The organism is Fimbriimonas ginsengisoli Gsoil 348 (assembly GCF_000724625.1).
GTDB classification, from domain to species: Bacteria; Armatimonadota; Fimbriimonadia; order Fimbriimonadales; family Fimbriimonadaceae; genus Fimbriimonas; species Fimbriimonas ginsengisoli.
The window spans coordinates 4,743,184-4,757,964 of record NZ_CP007139.1; the positions used below are offsets into that span (position 1 = coordinate 4,743,184).

A 14,781-nucleotide genomic window follows, 5' to 3' on the forward strand; every position below is an offset into this window, starting at 1 on the left:
ACCTCTAGCCCTTGGTGTTGTCCTCCTGTCTCCTCGCCCGCTCATTATCCCGGCGAATCTCGTAAAGGATTTCCGCAATACGAACGGGGTCCTGACCCGTCGCGCGACTGATTGCGTCGACGGAAATATCTCCCTTCGCCGGCCAGGATCCCGAATCTTCGATATCGAGCCGCTCAAGGACCTGCCGCAACTCGGCCTGACTCACGCCGGCTGTTCCCGCAACGGATTCGTCTCCGGTGGCGATCATCACTTTGTCCTTTGCATTCATCAGAAGCTTGGGCAGGATCGGCAGAAGTAGCAAGACGACGAGCGTCGTTCCAACGTTTAGGAAAACCAACGTTTCGAAGGACCACTTCTGCTTGTCGGCAAGGAAGGAGCCGAGCCAGTCGGCGCCGAATAGGGCAAGGTTCCGCGCAGAGAGCATGAGGGAGTAACCAAGCCCCTCACATCCCTTCGGCGTAGCCCGAGCGGCAAGGTCGAGGAGGGCAATCTCAGCGAGCGTGAAAAAGAATCCGTTCTGGGACTCAATAATCCAGGCCATGGTAGCGCCTGAGTACATCAGGTAAAGCAAGTTGCCCAGAGCAAAGGTTAAGATGCCGGCGACGATCATCGTCATCATGTCCAAGCGCTTGATGAGCCGGCTATACACATAAGCGCCCAGGATCCCGAAGGCGCCACTCGCGACCTGCAGCCACCCAATGAACTCCTGACTGAACTTCAACTGATCCGTCTGCTTGTAGTAGAGAGGAGTCGAAAATCCCGGTGAGAAGTAGAAAAGGAAAATGAACAGGATCGCAAACCAAAGATTTGGCGACCGAAAGATGATTCCCAACTGGATCTTGGCGTTCTTCAGCGGCTCGGCGTTTTCTTCCCGCACCCTCTTCTCTCTCATGAAGAGATAGGCAATGGGCACGACGCTTACCACGATGGCGGCATTAACCCCCGAAGCGAGACCGAAGGACAATCCCGCCAAATATCCTGAAACCGGACCGTTAATGAGCTGACAGGCGTTGGACACCGTCTGCCTTAGGGCAGTGAGTCGTCCTGTGGCGCCCAGACGCTGGCCCGATTCAACTAGAAATGCGCCGATGACCGTGCTGGCGATCACCATGAAGAAATTGATGATGATGCAGCCGTAAAGGAGCGCATCGTACGTCTTGGGCACCAACATGATGCCCACCCAACTGACGCCGGCAAAAATCGCGCTGGCCAGCAGGTAGTAACGTCTCCGAGTGCCGAAGAGAGGAAATGCGTCGGTCAGGATCCCGGCAAACGGCTTGAAATACCAAGCGAGGCCGCAAAGAAAGAAGAACCGCGCCATCGCCTCTCGCGACACGTGAAGGTTGTCTTTCAGTAAGTGCTGGAGTGGCAACTTCCCCATCACCTGGGGCTGGGCGAGTGTTGTCGCAAAAATGCCTGCGATGATGATAAGCGCCAAGTGGCTGTACTTAAAGTCTTCGAGTTGAGTCCTCGGCCGATCCAGATCGGGGTAATCGAAACTTTCCTTGTTCGCGGACATGATTAAAACCGTCGCCTACTATACAGCGAGAATGTACGGACTGAGGACGCCATATGGAGCCCGTACAACTCAATATTCGTTCTCGGGCATACTCGGCGCATGCCCGACACTCCTGAGAAGCCGTCCGAGAAACCGGTCGAACGCTATCCACTGACCACCGATGTCGATCCGGTCGTCACCCACCACACTCTGGGCGACATGTCGTACACCGCGACCACCGGGATGCTCCCGCTCAAAGACGAGTTCGGCGAAACCGAGGCCGGAGTCTTCTTTGTCGCCTACACCAAAGACGGTGTGGAAAACCCCTCCGAGCGGCCGCTCATGTTCAGCTTTAACGGCGGACCCGGCTCGTCGTCGGTCTGGCTGCACCTCGGCGCCGTTGGACCGAAGCGCGTCGTACTGAAACCGGACGGCGACATGCCCGAGCCCCCTTTCCGGCTCGAAGACAATCCCCAAAGCTGGCTTCAGCACACCGACCTCGTCTTCATCGACCCAGTCGGCACCGGCTATAGCCGCCCGGCCAAGAAAGACGGCGGCAAGAAGTTCTGGGGACTGGAGGGCGACCTCGATTCCGTCGGCGAGTTCATCCGTCTCTACCTATCGCGGTATAAGCGGTGGGCCTCCCCGCTCTACCTCGTTGGCGAGAGCTACGGAACCACCCGCGCGGCCGGCCTTAGCGGAAAGTTAATCGGCCAGGGAATCGCCTTCAACGGAATCGTGCTGGTCAGCAGCATCCTCAACTTCGGCACTGCGCGGTTCAACAAGGGGAACGACCTTCCCTACGTCCTCTTCCTCCCCACCTACACCGCCACCGCGTGGTTCCACGGAAAGCTTCCCTGGGCAAAGTCGCTCGAAGAAGCACTCCAAGAAGCCGAGATTTTCGCCGAAAATCACTACACGCTCGCCCTAACTCGCGGCGACCGGTTGACCCAAGAAGAACGGGCAAGCATCACCGCCCAGCTTTCTCGTCTAACCGGGCTCTCCACGGACTACATCGATTCCACCGAGCTACGAATTAACATTCACCGCTTCTGCAAAGAGCTGCTTCGTAGCGAAAAGCGAACGGTTGGCCGTCTCGACAGTAGGTTCAAGGGTATCGACGAGGTAGCGGCTACCGAAAATCCGGAGCACGATCCTTCAATGTCGATCATCGTCCCGCCATACACCGCCACGATCAACGACCACATCCGCCGAACGCTTGGGTATGAGACGGACGTTCCGTACCACGTCTTCGCTCCTGGTGAATTGCACCAGAGCTGGACCTACGGCGATGCGGGCAAGGGACACCCGGATACGAGCGAATCGTTGCGAGAGGCGCTCTCTAAGAACCCGCACATGAGAGTATTCGTCGCCTCGGGTTATTACGATCTAGCGACTCCCTACTTCGCTACCGAATACACACTCGCCCACCTCGGCCTCGACCCTTCGCTGCGAAAGAATATCTCCACGGCCTACTATCCAGCCGGGCACATGATGTATGTGGATGAAGGTTGCCTAGCGAAGCTTCAAAAGGACGTCGCCAACTTTATGGGCGCCTAAACAAAAAGGCCGGCCTTTCGGCCGGCCCGCTTTTTGCAGGTTACTCCTTCGTATATTCCTTAAGAACCAGGCTCACGTTGTGCTCCATAAGAGCGGTGAACTGATCCAGCACACTCGTCCGAACACGCGGTGAGCGTATCGCGGCCGGGCGGCTCTTTTGCACTCGATGGGCTCGCATCGCGAGACGAATCGGGCGCAACAACGTCCATTGTCGGACGGGAACGATCATGTTGACCTCCTGAAAGGTTTCCGCACATGCCCCGTGCAATCGGGCGGACTAATTGCGGTGTCCGAGAAGGATAGGAGTCAGCTTTGATCCAGTTGTGATTATACCAGGTCGCAAACCAAGACCCATGACCGGAGCCCCCTCTCCCTGCTCGGGATGTTCGAGCCCGACGACGCTGAGGGCTTGTCGTTACACACATATCGCGAGCTGACGATTCAACGGAGCACCGACAGTCCCAAACTCCCCTCCTCCGGAAGCTGTCGCATTGTATTCGTCTCGGTTGGCGGCGACTAACGATCGAAGGTTCGGACGATGGCTCGTCCCAATCCAGCCTCGAAGAGGCGGCATCTGCCAGCCCAGGGCGTCAGCGTAATACCGTTTAGTTAAAGTGGCACGGGCGGCTCGCCCGTGGGTATCTCGGGCGGCCCGCCCGAGTAGAAGCCTCCCGTTCATCCATATCTAAACGGTGTTGGGCGTCCGCCCTGGGTGCAGGCGACCCATTTCCTCAAGCCCTGAAAGGGCGGCATAACCTAAGATCCTTCGGCGTCCTCTCCGACGAGAAATACAATGCAACGGCCCCGGAGGAGGGGAGACGGCATTTGAGTGGTTTGCCACCGAAGGGCTCCGACCTCATGCGATATGCGTCACTAGACCCTTTCAGCAAAGCGGAGAGCCATACAGACCGTAGAGCTCCAGCTCTGCCCTCTCATACGGCGAAGCCGTGAGGCCGGCCCCTACGCATGTCGACGGCCGTATCGGAGGGACCGCCTTATGACGTTCTTCGAAGAAGCTTCTGTTGAAGCAACGCACCGAGGGTCAGGCCGCTCTCCTCGGGGAGGTCGGGCACGGACCCCATCGCATCGAGAGCCGCTTGGCGCGCGGAAATCTCGTTCGAATTAAGGTCTCCCTCCTTCGGCAATGCCTTCATCGCCGCCGCCCGATCGCCGCAAAGCGCCAGCGCCTCCGCAAGGAGCGCTCTCGAGAGCGGATCTTTGAACCGATCCAGGGCCTGACGCACGAACGACGCCAGCATCCGGCGCGACTCTTCCGTCTGGGTCGCTCGGGCGCGTAGCACGAGGGCGCGGGGGGTCTCCCTCTGAATCCTTGTCATTCGGGCAAATCGAAGTCTGGCCTCGCCAAACCTTCCCGATGCGATCTCCATCTCTGCCAAGTCAAGTTCGGCTTCGATCCCGGCCATGTTAGTGGTTGCGTCGTGCTCGGCCATAAGTGTTTCCCCTGTAGTCGGCGCCATGTGCATACGATGCCATCCTTGAAGATGACAATTCGAGTCGCGCATTTGTGTCTTGCCTTTGTTTTCGGCAAAGAGTGGCCGGCCCATTAGAGCGGAAAACACCCCTTCGAGCAGTTGTCAGCATTTAAGAGCGGAACCGCACCGCCTCTTCCAAGATCGTAACGTCTTCGTCGGAAAAGTCGAGCAAGCGATTGAATAGCGGCCCCAATCGTTGACCGAATAGGCCGGTGGTTCCCCCGAGGCGGCAGGTCTTAACTTCGAAAGGGTTTTCGGGCAGACCGCCGATGGCACTCAGCCATGACGCCATGTGCTCTGTCTCCGACCGCCCCACGCGGAGCGCAAGATCCCGCGTAACTACCGGCCGCTGCATAACCGCACCGTACCGGATATTTTCGCTCTAAAGAGCCTGGAGCCGTCTAAGAGGATCGAACTCTTGACCTTCCGCTTACAAGGCGGGTGCTCTACCGCTGAGCTAAGACGGCGCGACGGCTCGATGGTGAACCATCGAGCCGTCGGGAATCAAGGGGAGGCTACTCCTTGGAGCGTCGGCGAGTGCGAACGAGCTTCGGGGCGCCATCGACGGTATAGCCAAGCTTGTAACCGGCGGGAAGGTTCTTGAGTGCTTCGGCTAACTCAGTCGGCATCTCGACGCCGCCACCGCGTCGGCGACCGCGTCGCTTGCCCGGATTAAGCGCCTCGTAAGCGTCGGCGGCATCCGTCTCCTTGTCAAGCGGAGCAAGCTCCTTTGCCGATACCTTGTACAGCTCCGAAGAAGCCGGGAACGAGAGGAACAGGTAATCCTGACCACTCAGCATACGAGCCTTCACCGGCACCGCATATTTGCGAACACCGACTCGGATCGTGAGGACGCCCTCTTTTTCTTGGGCTTTAAATTTCAGCGAGTTTTTTACGTTTTGTACGGTCTTCAAGGGTAGTTCTCCCAAAAGCTGCATTGACTATACCTATGAGGGCCACAGCTCTTGATAATAAGACGAAGCCGACGAGTAAACCGCCTCTACAAAACAATATTATCGATCAATCGGGTTCGACCGATTTTTGCGGCGACGATCACCGCCGAAGCTTGTGACGTATCGCGCACCGGGAGCAGGTCATCGTATGAAACCCATTCGAAATAGTCGACGTCAAACCCTACCGATGTCAGTTCTTCGCGACTCCTAGCAAGCTCAGTTTCTACTTCCGTACTCACGAACGAATTGGACTTAAACGTATTTACGCAACGAGTCAATTCGCGAAATAAAGCCGGCGCGGTTCTTCGCTCATCTTCGGATAAATACGCGTTCCGGCTCGACATCGCGAGCCCATCCGCTTCTCGGGTGGTTGGGCAAATCTCCAGCCGAACGGAAAAATACAAATCCTCGACCATTCGCCGAATCACCGCGCATTGTTGCAAATCTTTCTGGCCGAAGAACGCAATGTCCGGTCGTACCATGTTGAAAAGTTTGCCTACCACCGTGGCAACCCCTTCGAAGTGAGTTGGCCGCGCCGCCCCTTCCCAACGACTGGAAACCTCCGGAACCTTGATCGATGTCGACGGTAGATGCGGGTAAACCTCGGAAACATCGGGCACAAACAAGATGTCCACGCCTACGCCTTCCGCCATCGCGGAGTCGCGGTCTAAGTCGCGAGGGTAACGGCTGAAGTCTTCCCCTTTCCCGAACTGAGTCGGGTTCACGAAGAGTGAAACCACCACGATATCGGTCTCCCTTCGGGCTCTCCGCATCAAATCGAGATGCCCCTCGTGGAAAGCACCCATCGTGGGCACGAACCCAATCGATCGATGACTAGGCGGCGGAAGCTCCCTTGCCTTGCGGACGATCTTCAAAAACTATTCTCCGAGGTGGGAAAACTTCCGTCCCTAACCACCTCGGTGTAACTGCGAAGCCCATCTAATAAGCAGTCGCTGCCATGGACGAACGCTCGCGCATGGCGAAAACTTCCGGCAGAAAGCCCGAGCACGTCGTACAGAACTTGAATCTGCCCCGAGCAGCCCGCCCCCGCGCCGATGCCGATCGTCGGAATCGAAACCGCCTCCGTTATTCGCTCCGCAAGCTCGGCCGGAATCAGCTCTAAAACCATCGAAAACGCTCCGGCATCCTCAAGCCGCTTCGCGGTATCGATAATCGATTCCCCCTTACTTCCCTTCCCTTGAACCCGATGCCCACCAAAGAGATTAACCGACTGGGGCGTCATCCCAAGGTGTCCCATCACCGGGATCCCGGCGCGGACGCACGCCTCGATCTGCTCCGTGTAATCACCCTCCAGCTTCACCGCCTCGGCCCCCGCTTTCATCAGCGCGACCGCCGAACCAACGGCATCGGAAACCGACACTTGGAAACTACCGAAGGGGAGGTCGCTAACCAGTAACGCCCGCTTCACCCCGGCTCGGGTCGCCCGGGTGTGGTGCAGCATATCCTCCAAGGTCACCGGGACCGTCGTGGGGTAGCCGAGCAAGACATTGCCCACAGAATCGCCGACTAGAACGAGATCGACCCCCGCTGCATCCGCTAGGGCGCCAAATAGTGCGTCGTAAGCGGTTACGCAAACGACGCGCCTTCCCTTCTCGCGCATCGCGCGTATGTGCGGTACCGTGACCCGTTCCGACATGTCTGGCAGTTTACCGTCCGGCTATCGAGCTCGTTCTTACCCCAGCGCGGCCAAAACCTCGGCCGCATGGCCTTGAGGCTTCACCTTGCGATAGATCTTTTCGATCTTTCCGTTGGGATCTAGCACATAGGTCGATCGTTCGATCCCCATGTAGGTCTTGCCGTACATCGATTTTTCCACCCATATTCCGAGCTGGTCGGCTAGCTCGTGCCCTTCGTCGGCAAGGAGCGTGAAATTGAGGCCGTACTTATCGACGAATTTTCGGTGCGACTTAACGCCGTCCGGGCTAACCCCGATAATCCGAGCTCCTTCGACCGTGGGAACGACGTCCCGAAACTCGCAGGCCTCGGCGGTGCAACCGGTGGTGTCGTCCTTCGGATAGAAATAGATCACCGCCCGCCGCCCCTTAAGATCGGCCAAGGAAACGGTATTTCCATCCTGGTCGGACAAGGAGAAATCGGGGAATTGGGCGCCTTCTTCGATCATGGGTTTTCTACGTCCAGCAGCATCGCCTGCATAAGGTCAACTCGTAATACGATGCCCGCCAACCGGTCGTCATCCATAACTGGTAAGAGAGTGAGCCCGCTGCTGAGCATGCGGTGAAATGCATCGGAGATTTCGGTGTCGGCGGCGGCGACCGTCGGCTCCTTGGTGGCGTGGGCAAGCACCGGCTCCTGAGCCATCGAAACGAGGTTGTCCCTCGTGGTGACGACCCGGCAGAGATCTCCCTCCGTCACTACCCCGATGGGGCGCATCCGGTCATCCACCACCACAAGCGCCGGAAACTGATAGATGTCCATCTTATCGACCGCATCCCGCACCGTGCTCTCTGCGGTCAGTGTGGGAATGTGGGCGTGCAGTACCTCGCGTAGGGTCATGGGGCGATTAGATTGTGAAGCGTTTCGCCGCCCACTTGCTCGATATACTGGTCCGGATGCGGACGGGCGTACGAGTAGATGTCGGGATTATCGGTGGAACCGGAATCGGGGAGCGCCTGCTCGCCTACGGCGGCGACCCGTTGCACGTCCCAACTCCCGCCGGCATCCTACGCGGACGTCTGGTGGAAATCGACGGAGTTTTCCTCTTTTTGGTTAGCCGCCACTCCGCCGGCCACAAGGTTCCCCCGCACAAAGTGAACTACAAAGCGATGGCGTTCGGCATGAAGGCGCTCGGCGCGAAAGGCTGTCTGTCGACGGCGGCGGTCGGAAGTCTGAGACGAGAATGGGGGCCGGGGACGCTCATCGCCTGCTCGGATTTCCTCGACTTCACCGGTCGAGCGCTAACTTTATTTGACCAAACCGTCGTTCACCGCGATTTTACAAACCCATTCGGAGTGTCAACTCGCCGAGCGCTGCTCGAATCGGCGAGTGAAGTCCGGGATTCGGTTGAGGATGGGGGGGTGTACCTGTGCGGAAACGGACCCCGTTACGAGACGCCTCGAGAGATTGAGCTGTACCGATCGATGGGGGTCGACGTCGTGGGAATGACCGCCGCCACCGAAGCGATTCTGATGCGGGAAGCCGAGATCGACTACGCCTGCCTCGCCATCGTCACGAACCTCGCCGCCGGCATCTCCCCAACCCCGCTCGACCACCAAGAAGTAGTGGATGAGATGCTCCGTTCCGGAGAGCGCGCCGTGCGGATCCTCATCGGAGCCGCCCGCAAAATCGCGGAGGGTGGATGACCCTTCCTCGCCGCACCTTCGCGCTTCTTCTCGCCATGACTCCCGGGATGGGCGGCCGCTCCGTCACGCGTGTCCTGGCCCGAAATGAGTTGCTCGGTCGCTCGCCCGAAGAGTTTCTCGCATTGTCTCCCGAGGCCTATCGCGAGGAGTACCGCCTGAGCAAACGGGCCGCCGAAAACCTGGCCCGCGACCGTTCCGGCCTCATCAAATCGACCCTCGAAACAGAACAGCGGCTGAACGGGCTTGGGGTCAGCCTCGTGACATCGGCGGACGCTCACTACCCAACGCTCGTCGAGGAAATGGATCCCGATCCGCCGGGAGTTCTCTTCTTGTACGGCAACGCCCGTCTCTTGGAGTCGCGAACGTTTTGCGTTCTCAGCTCGCGTAACGCCCGCCCAGCGGACCTCGAGATGATCGAAAGGCTCACCGAGGAAGCGGTACTCGAAGGCGAGGTACTCGTCACCAGCCACGACAAGCTGGAGTATCAGCGCTCGGCCGTGGTCCCGCTCCGGTGGGGCTCGCCCAGAATCCTCTGCCTAGATCGCGGCCTCTTCCAAGTTCTCGGTCCCGACCTGCGCGACGAAGCGTTTCGAGCCGCCCGCCTGTGGCGCTACGAGTTCGACCCCTCCACCGACCTGGTCGTCAGCCCTTTCCGTCCCGACTCGTCGTTTATCGGAGTCAACAACCAAGTCCGCGATCGACTTGTGGCCTGCCTCTCCCGCCGCCTCGACTTCGTCCACATCGCCGAAGGCGGCAACATGGAAAAGCTAGCCAGAATGGCTCTGCGCGCAGAGCGAAAGGTGCGGGTATCCGACCGAATCATCGGCTACCGGGAATTGCGCGGGTTGGGCGCCGAAGTAATCAAGACGTAGCCCCGTCTGCCCGAAAAACGGACATTGACTCTCGTTCATGCCGCGGGAAGGAAGCTTAACCTTGGCCGAGACGCTCGCGAATCGGGTCGGACTCGAGCCGTGCGGCAAGCGCCCGCTGCGACCGCGCGAGGTCGTCTAGCGCAAGCGTCTGGTCGCGGACGAGATCGCGAAGCGCCGCAACTTCGCTCTGAAGCCGGTAATCGGTTTCCGGCAGCGGAACCTGATTGGCAGGGCGGCGCATAATCTCCGCCATCTTCTGCTGATGCTTGGTGAGGATGAAGATGATCGGAGTCATTAGGAAGATTCCCCCGAGGGCAACTCCTAGGACCGAGTCGATATCAGCGAGCGGCAGCAAGTTCGGGTTCATGAATTAGCCTCCCGTTCGGAGCCGCTCCTGCATTCCGGCGTCGACCGGCCTCGCGGGCGGACGGGACTGCGCCGCGTCGAGCGCCAGCATCTGCGTATGGATCAGCTCTTTCAGCTCCCGGACCTCTTGGCGAAGCGCCGAAATCTCCGTGGAATCTGTTTGCGGTCTGGCCTCATGGATGATCCTTGCCATCTTTTGCTGATGAGAAGTGAGGATGGCAACGATCGGAATCATGAAGATAATGATCGGAACAAGTAAAGCAACTACTCCAGGATTCATGGTTCACCGGCCTTTTAAGTCTTTACGAGCATACTCCTAGCGCCGTTGCGACGGAACTTAGACTGCGAGCGCTTCCGCAAGAGTAAAGCGCCCTTCGTACAGCGCCTTCCCCGTAATCACTCCTTCGACCCCCGGAGCAGGGAGCGCCTTCAGAGCCTTGAGATCGGCCAGGTTGGAGACTCCGCCGCTAGCGATGACCGGAATCGAAACCGCGTCCGCCATGTCGATCAAGCCTTGGAGATCCGGACCTTCGAGAGAGCCGTCTTTCGCGATGTCCGTGGTAATCACGCGGCGGCAGCCAAGGGCTTGTAAACGCCGGGCCAGTTCGGTGCCACGCATTTCGCCCGTGTCGAGCCAGCCATGCACCGCGACGAGCCCGTTGCGAGTGTCGATGCCGGCGACTACCCGCTCTCCGTAACGAGAAAACACTTCCTCGGCAAATTCCAAGTCTTGTGCCAAACGCGACCCAAGCACGACCCGCGCCGCTCCGGCGTTCAACGCCGCCTCGATCGCGGCGGTGTCGCGGAGCCCGCCGCCGAACTCGATTCGAAGGTCCGTCGCCTGGGCGATCGCGCGAAGCACGGCGAGGTTCTGGGGACTTCCAGCCTTCGCTCCATCCAGATCGACTACGTGGAGCCATTCGGCTCCCTCGGCTTCGAAACCACGCGCTACCTCGACCGGATCTAAGCCATAGTCGGTTTTCCGATCGTAATCCCCCTGTGAAAGCCTAACCGTTCGCCCGTCAATGAGGTCAATGGCCGGCAGGATCAACATTCGAGGAAGCTCCGCAGAATCCGCATTCCCACATCGCCGCTCTTTTCTGGGTGAAACTGCGCTCCGTAGATATTCTCTCGCTGCACCATCGCCGCGAACGGAATCCCGTAATTCGCGACCGCCGCCACGTCGTTCTTATCGGCGCAATCGGTGTAAAGCGAGTGGACGAAGTAAGCCTGCTCGCCATCTTTCACGTTCCGGCCGATTCCATCTTGCCTGCAAATCGTGATTGGACTCCAACCCATGTGCGGCACCTTCAAACCCATGTCTGGAGGAAAGTAGCGCACTCGGCCGGGAATGAGCCCAAGCCCCTGGTGCTCTCCCAGCTCTTCGCTCGAATCGAACAAAAGCTGCTGCCCCAGGCAAATCCCCAGCACCGGCGCGCCGGTGGCCGCAAAGGCTCGAATCTCGCCAGCTAATGGGCCAACCCGTTCCATCGCGGCCCCGAAGGCGCCTACGCCCGGAATGATCAACCGGTCGCAGCCGGCCAAATCAGACCGGACCTGACAAGCGGCGCCCAAACTTTCCAGGGCCTTCTCCACCGAGCGGATATTCCCCATTCCGTAGTCGAGAATCGTGATCAATCCCGAGAACCTTTTGTGGACGTGGAGCCTCGTCGCTCGGAACGCCGGGTTGCCTGATACAACGCGCGGCCGAACCCCTTAAAGATCGCCTCACACACGTGGTGATCGTTTTCGCCGGCAATCTTGCGGATGTGGATTGTCATGCCGCCGTGGGTCGAGAGCGCACGGAAAAACTCGCGTACGCACTCGGTAGAAAGATCGCCGATCTGGTCTCGCTTCCAGTCGACTTCAAACCCGAGCACCCCTCGCCCGCTAATATCGATCGCCACCAACGCCAGCGCTTCGTCCATCGGCGTATGATTGCTGCCGTACCGCTCGATTGGCTCGTCCCCCAACGCCTGGGAAAGGCACTGCCCCAGCACGATCCCGACGTCTTCCACCGTGTGGTGGTCGTCGATATGAAGATCCCCTTCGGCCGCCATTCCGATATCGAAGTGGCCGTGGAACGAGAGCTGGTGAAGCATGTGGTCGAAGAACCCGATGCCGGTCACGATGTCGCGCCGAGTTCCACCGTCCAGATCGAGCACGGCCTGGATGCGGGTCTCCGAGGTTTCCCTGTAGATCTCCGCGTAACGTACCCCCGGCGTGCTCTTGCTCATCTATTTCCTTATACCTGCGTTTAGCTCCACCTAAAATAAAAGGAGGCTCCCCTTTCGGAGAGCCCCGCTCAACAGGAGGTGCTGACACGGAGAATCCCAATTCTGAATCAAGGTTGACACGGCGCCGTTGCCGCCAGAGACCTTGTTCAGCACAAAGATGCCCCTTAGACCACAAAGGCAAGTGTCATGGCGCTCTGACAGGGACAACATTGTCCCGTCTTCCCCTCCAGCCTTGCGGCTGGCGTCGTGCGCGCGCATCCGACTCTCACGTCGCCTACGGGGTTAGCTGTCGGGTTCGGGCCAAGAGTTACCCTAGCGATCAATGAGATCGCGTTCACCCCTAAGTTCCGGGTCCCCCGTTCCCCCTCTCGGGGAATTCGGCGTTTGGCTTTGCAGCCTCGTATTTATTGTAGCATGGAGTTCCGAAACCGGGGGAAGTTTTTCCACATTTTGAATCCGACGAAGTCGATTGGACTGTGTCGTGTGGCCTGTGGCCCAAGGGCAAATGAGCCTTCGGGGACACCCGAGCCCCATCCGTCCCAGAAGTCCCATTCGTCCCATCGGCTGGGGTAAAGCCTCACGATAAGAACACCGCAACACCGCAACACCGCAACACCGCAACACCGCAACACCGCAACACCGCAACACCGCAACACCGCAACACCGCAACACCCGGTACCCTACAGCAATGCCGCTTCAGGTCCTCGACCATCCCCTCGCCAGCCATCTCCTCGCCTCGTTGCGCGACGAACGAACCCCGCCGCAAGAATTTCGGCAGCTCGCGCGGCGATTGACAACCCTTCTGGTGCTCCAGGCAACCTACGGCATCCGGACCCGGATCGATCGGGTCACCACGCCGCTCTGCGAGACGGAAGCGAGAGTGCTCGACCAAGGGCTAGCCGTCGTCCCCGTACTCCGCGCCGGACTAGGGATGCTCGAGCCGATCGTCGACCTGTTCCCCGACGTCGCCGTCGGCTACATCGGTCTGGAGCGCCACGAGGAGACGGCGGTGGCCCGAAGCTACTACAGCAAGGTCCCGCAATCGGTCGAAGGCCGGTTCACGCTGTGCGTCGATCCGATGCTCGCCACCGGTGGCTCCGCCGCCCAGGCGATTTCGCTCATTAAAGCCCATGGAGCAAGCCAAATCACCATGGTAAGCATCGTCTCCGCCCCCGAAGGAGTTGAGAAGCTGCAACAGGCGCATCCCGACGTGGCCATCGTCACCGCTGCCCTGGACGAGAAGCTAAACGACCGCCACTACATCGTCCCCGGCCTGGGCGATTTCGGCGACCGCCTCTACGGAACTCCTTAGTGAGCCAGCATCGTGGTCCGGACAAAAACCGGCGCTATTAGCCGGACCGTGGGTTAAGGTCAAGTAACAAACCCGGTTTTCGTCCGCACCCGTGGCTTTTAGCGGCGAAAACGGTTCGATCCGCATCAAACCGTTTTCGCGGCTCAGCCGCCCAGCATGACCGTATGGCGATCACTTGCTGCATCCGGTACGTTATCGATCCGTTTAAACTGGACGAGTTTGAGCGATACGCGAGGAGATGGGGGACAATCATTCCGAGATGTGGGGGTGATTTGCTCGGGTACTTCTTGCCGCACGAGGGGACGAATAATGTGGCCCTGGCGATGATCGGGTTTGAGAGCCTCGCCGCCTACGAGGCTTACCGGTCTCGGTTGAAGGCCGACCCCGAAGGAGCCGAGAATTTCAGGATCGCCCAGGAGTCGAAGTTCATCCTCAGCGAAGAGCGGACCTTTCTGCGACGCGCGGAGTCGACATGACGCCGAATTCTCTAACGACGATCGCTTCCCTCTTGGCCGATCCGGCGAGGGCGGAGATGCTCCTCGCAATGATGGATGGACGAGTGCATCCAGCTTCCGATCTCGCGGCGATCGCGCACGTTTCCCCCTCGACCGCCAGCCACCACCTGGCCGCTCTCGTGGAGGGAGGTCTCGTCACGGTGACCCAAATCGGGCGGTGCCGATACCACGGCCTGGCCGGACCTGAAATAGCGGAGTTACTGGAGTCGATCGGCTCCCTATCGCCAGCCTCGCTGAGGGCCGCTCGCCCGCTTGCCGAGTGCCGCTCTTGCTACGATCATCTCGCCGGCCGCTTTGGCATCCGTTTGCGGAAGGGACTCGAAGCGAGAGAGTTCGTCCGCTTAGAAGGAGACCGTTTCACCGTTTCCCCCTCTGGATTCGAGTTTTTTACCGAGTTCGGCATCGACGTCGCCGCGCTTAAGGCGAAGCGCCGCCCGCTGGCGCGGGCCTGCATCGACTGGACTGAACGAGTTCCGCATATCGGCGGCTCCCTCGGAGCCGCACTGCTAAGCCGGCTGCTAGACCGGGGCTGGGTCACGCGAGGAGATATCCCTCGCAGCCTAACCGTCACCCCAGTCGGCGAAGAGTGCCTGCAATCCTTTGGCCTCTAGTGGCCCTGGCTTCCTGCCAGTGC

At 59.4% G+C, this 14,781-nt stretch carries 19 protein-coding genes, 1 tRNA gene and 1 riboswitch; of the genes, 6 read left to right on the forward strand and 14 right to left on the reverse strand.

Annotated features, from left to right (window positions below; all coding sequences use genetic code 11):
• Positions 1-4: 4 nt before the first annotated feature.
• Entirely contained in the window at positions 5-1,519 is a 1,515-nt protein-coding gene (locus tag OP10G_RS21315; RefSeq protein ID WP_025228408.1) for an MFS transporter, read from the reverse strand.
• 99 nt (positions 1,520-1,618) lie between these two features.
• Between OP10G_RS21315 and OP10G_RS21320 the strand changes: the two genes are divergently transcribed.
• The gene (locus OP10G_RS21320; protein ID WP_025228407.1) at positions 1,619-3,058 is read left to right on the forward strand and encodes a S10 family peptidase; all 1,440 of its coding nucleotides are present in this window, start codon (positions 1,619-1,621) and stop codon (positions 3,056-3,058) included.
• 995 nt (positions 3,059-4,053) lie between these two features.
• Here OP10G_RS21320 and OP10G_RS21330 read toward each other — a convergent pair.
• From OP10G_RS21330 to OP10G_RS21365, 8 genes are all read right to left on the reverse strand, one after another.
• Positions 4,054-4,536: a hypothetical protein gene (locus OP10G_RS21330; RefSeq protein ID WP_144241299.1), complete on the reverse strand. Its 483-nt coding sequence runs from the start codon at positions 4,534-4,536 to the stop codon at positions 4,054-4,056.
• 124 nt (positions 4,537-4,660) lie between these two features.
• Positions 4,661-4,906, reverse strand: coding sequence for a hypothetical protein (locus OP10G_RS21335; RefSeq protein ID WP_025228404.1), 246 nt, complete (start codon positions 4,904-4,906; stop codon positions 4,661-4,663).
• 37 nt (positions 4,907-4,943) lie between these two features.
• Positions 4,944-5,018: transfer RNA gene (locus OP10G_RS21340), tRNA-Thr, on the reverse strand.
• A gap of 48 nt (positions 5,019-5,066) precedes the next feature.
• The gene (locus OP10G_RS21345; RefSeq protein ID WP_025228403.1) at positions 5,067-5,489 is read right to left on the reverse strand and encodes a hypothetical protein; all 423 of its coding nucleotides are present in this window, start codon (positions 5,487-5,489) and stop codon (positions 5,067-5,069) included.
• A 62-nt stretch (positions 5,490-5,551) separates the two neighbouring features.
• Positions 5,552-6,379: a pantoate--beta-alanine ligase gene (panC, locus tag OP10G_RS21350; RefSeq protein ID WP_025228402.1), complete on the reverse strand. Its 828-nt coding sequence runs from the start codon at positions 6,377-6,379 to the stop codon at positions 5,552-5,554.
• Positions 6,376-7,161 carry a 3-methyl-2-oxobutanoate hydroxymethyltransferase gene (gene panB / locus OP10G_RS21355; protein WP_025228401.1) on the reverse strand — a complete coding sequence of 262 codons (786 nt, stop codon included), beginning with the start codon at positions 7,159-7,161 and terminating at the stop codon, positions 6,376-6,378. Before panB ends, panC begins: the two co-directional genes overlap by 4 nt.
• 36 nt (positions 7,162-7,197) lie before the next feature.
• Entirely contained in the window at positions 7,198-7,647 is a 450-nt protein-coding gene (bcp, locus tag OP10G_RS21360) for a thioredoxin-dependent thiol peroxidase (RefSeq protein ID WP_025228400.1), read from the reverse strand.
• Positions 7,644-8,039 (reverse strand): CBS domain-containing protein, encoded by a 396-nt coding sequence (locus OP10G_RS21365; RefSeq protein ID WP_025228399.1) that lies wholly within the window; start codon positions 8,037-8,039, stop codon positions 7,644-7,646. Before OP10G_RS21365 ends, bcp begins: the two co-directional genes overlap by 4 nt.
• A gap of 56 nt (positions 8,040-8,095) precedes the next feature.
• Between OP10G_RS21365 and OP10G_RS21370 the strand changes: the two genes are divergently transcribed.
• Complete coding sequence (locus OP10G_RS21370) at positions 8,096-8,845, forward strand: MTAP family purine nucleoside phosphorylase (RefSeq protein ID WP_025228398.1); 750 nt, start codon at positions 8,096-8,098, stop codon at positions 8,843-8,845.
• Complete coding sequence (locus OP10G_RS21375) at positions 8,842-9,717, forward strand: DNA-processing protein DprA (protein WP_025228397.1); 876 nt, start codon at positions 8,842-8,844, stop codon at positions 9,715-9,717. The genes OP10G_RS21370 and OP10G_RS21375 overlap by 4 nt, the downstream gene beginning before the upstream one ends.
• Positions 9,718-9,772: 55 nt before the next feature.
• Here the strand turns inward: OP10G_RS21375 and OP10G_RS21380 are convergent, their stop codons facing one another.
• From OP10G_RS21380 to hisB, 5 genes are all read right to left on the reverse strand, one after another.
• A complete protein-coding gene (locus tag OP10G_RS21380) occupies positions 9,773-10,084 on the reverse strand; it encodes a hypothetical protein (RefSeq protein WP_025228396.1) in 312 nt (103 codons plus the stop codon).
• A 3-nt stretch (positions 10,085-10,087) separates the two neighbouring features.
• Positions 10,088-10,318, reverse strand: coding sequence for a hypothetical protein (locus OP10G_RS21385; RefSeq protein WP_144241300.1), 231 nt, complete (start codon positions 10,316-10,318; stop codon positions 10,088-10,090).
• Positions 10,319-10,420: 102 nt separating this feature from the next.
• A complete protein-coding gene (hisA, locus tag OP10G_RS21390) occupies positions 10,421-11,137 on the reverse strand; it encodes a 1-(5-phosphoribosyl)-5-[(5-phosphoribosylamino)methylideneamino]imidazole-4-carboxamide isomerase (RefSeq protein ID WP_025228394.1) in 717 nt (238 codons plus the stop codon).
• The gene (gene hisH / locus OP10G_RS21395) at positions 11,131-11,721 is read right to left on the reverse strand and encodes an imidazole glycerol phosphate synthase subunit HisH (RefSeq protein ID WP_025228393.1); all 591 of its coding nucleotides are present in this window, start codon (positions 11,719-11,721) and stop codon (positions 11,131-11,133) included. Before hisH ends, hisA begins: the two co-directional genes overlap by 7 nt.
• Entirely contained in the window at positions 11,718-12,320 is a 603-nt protein-coding gene (gene hisB, locus OP10G_RS21400; RefSeq protein ID WP_025228392.1) for an imidazoleglycerol-phosphate dehydratase HisB, read from the reverse strand. Before hisB ends, hisH begins: the two co-directional genes overlap by 4 nt.
• Positions 12,321-12,577: 257 nt before the next feature.
• Positions 12,578-12,713: riboswitch (cyclic di-AMP (ydaO/yuaA leader) on the reverse strand.
• A gap of 295 nt (positions 12,714-13,008) precedes the next feature.
• Between hisB and upp the strand changes: the two genes are divergently transcribed.
• From upp to OP10G_RS21420, 3 genes are all read left to right on the forward strand, one after another.
• Positions 13,009-13,632, forward strand: coding sequence for a uracil phosphoribosyltransferase (upp, locus tag OP10G_RS21410; protein WP_025228390.1), 624 nt, complete (start codon positions 13,009-13,011; stop codon positions 13,630-13,632).
• Between the two features lie 164 nt (positions 13,633-13,796).
• Positions 13,797-14,108 (forward strand): NIPSNAP family protein, encoded by a 312-nt coding sequence (locus OP10G_RS21415; protein WP_025228389.1) that lies wholly within the window; start codon positions 13,797-13,799, stop codon positions 14,106-14,108.
• The gene (locus OP10G_RS21420; protein ID WP_025228388.1) at positions 14,105-14,758 is read left to right on the forward strand and encodes an ArsR/SmtB family transcription factor; all 654 of its coding nucleotides are present in this window, start codon (positions 14,105-14,107) and stop codon (positions 14,756-14,758) included. The genes OP10G_RS21415 and OP10G_RS21420 overlap by 4 nt, the downstream gene beginning before the upstream one ends.
• Positions 14,759-14,781: the final 23 nt, after the last annotated feature.

Bases quoted from the DNA above. Each gene is read 5' to 3' on its own strand.
- OP10G_RS21420 (WP_025228388.1), top strand. From the start codon at position 14,105: ATGACGCCGAATTCTCTAACGACGATCGCTTCCCTCTTGGCCGATCCG.
- OP10G_RS21380 (WP_025228396.1), bottom strand. From the start codon at position 10,084: ATGAACCCGAACTTGCTGCCGCTCGCTGATATCGACTCGGTCCTAGGA.
- OP10G_RS21375 (WP_025228397.1), top strand. From the start codon at position 8,842: ATGACCCTTCCTCGCCGCACCTTCGCGCTTCTTCTCGCCATGACTCCC.
- OP10G_RS21385 (WP_144241300.1), bottom strand. From the start codon at position 10,318: ATGATTCCGATCGTTGCCATCCTCACTTCTCATCAGCAAAAGATGGCA.
- OP10G_RS21365 (WP_025228399.1), bottom strand. From the start codon at position 8,039: ATGACCCTACGCGAGGTACTGCACGCCCACATTCCCACACTGACCGCA.
- OP10G_RS21335 (WP_025228404.1), bottom strand. From the start codon at position 4,906: ATGCAGCGGCCGGTAGTTACGCGGGATCTTGCGCTCCGCGTGGGGCGG.
- OP10G_RS21315 (WP_025228408.1), bottom strand. From the start codon at position 1,519: ATGTCCGCGAACAAGGAAAGTTTCGATTACCCCGATCTGGATCGGCCG.
- OP10G_RS21345 (WP_025228403.1), bottom strand. From the start codon at position 5,489: ATGCAGCTTTTGGGAGAACTACCCTTGAAGACCGTACAAAACGTAAAA.
- OP10G_RS21415 (WP_025228389.1), top strand. From the start codon at position 13,797: ATGGCGATCACTTGCTGCATCCGGTACGTTATCGATCCGTTTAAACTG.
- OP10G_RS21330 (WP_144241299.1), bottom strand. From the start codon at position 4,536: ATGGCGCCGACTACAGGGGAAACACTTATGGCCGAGCACGACGCAACC.
- OP10G_RS21370 (WP_025228398.1), top strand. From the start codon at position 8,096: ATGCGGACGGGCGTACGAGTAGATGTCGGGATTATCGGTGGAACCGGA.
- upp (WP_025228390.1), top strand. From the start codon at position 13,009: ATGCCGCTTCAGGTCCTCGACCATCCCCTCGCCAGCCATCTCCTCGCC.
- hisA (WP_025228394.1), bottom strand. From the start codon at position 11,137: ATGTTGATCCTGCCGGCCATTGACCTCATTGACGGGCGAACGGTTAGG.
- hisB (WP_025228392.1), bottom strand. From the start codon at position 12,320: ATGAGCAAGAGCACGCCGGGGGTACGTTACGCGGAGATCTACAGGGAA.
- panB (WP_025228401.1), bottom strand. From the start codon at position 7,161: ATGTCGGAACGGGTCACGGTACCGCACATACGCGCGATGCGCGAGAAG.
- OP10G_RS21320 (WP_025228407.1), top strand. From the start codon at position 1,619: ATGCCCGACACTCCTGAGAAGCCGTCCGAGAAACCGGTCGAACGCTAT.
- bcp (WP_025228400.1), bottom strand. From the start codon at position 7,647: ATGATCGAAGAAGGCGCCCAATTCCCCGATTTCTCCTTGTCCGACCAG.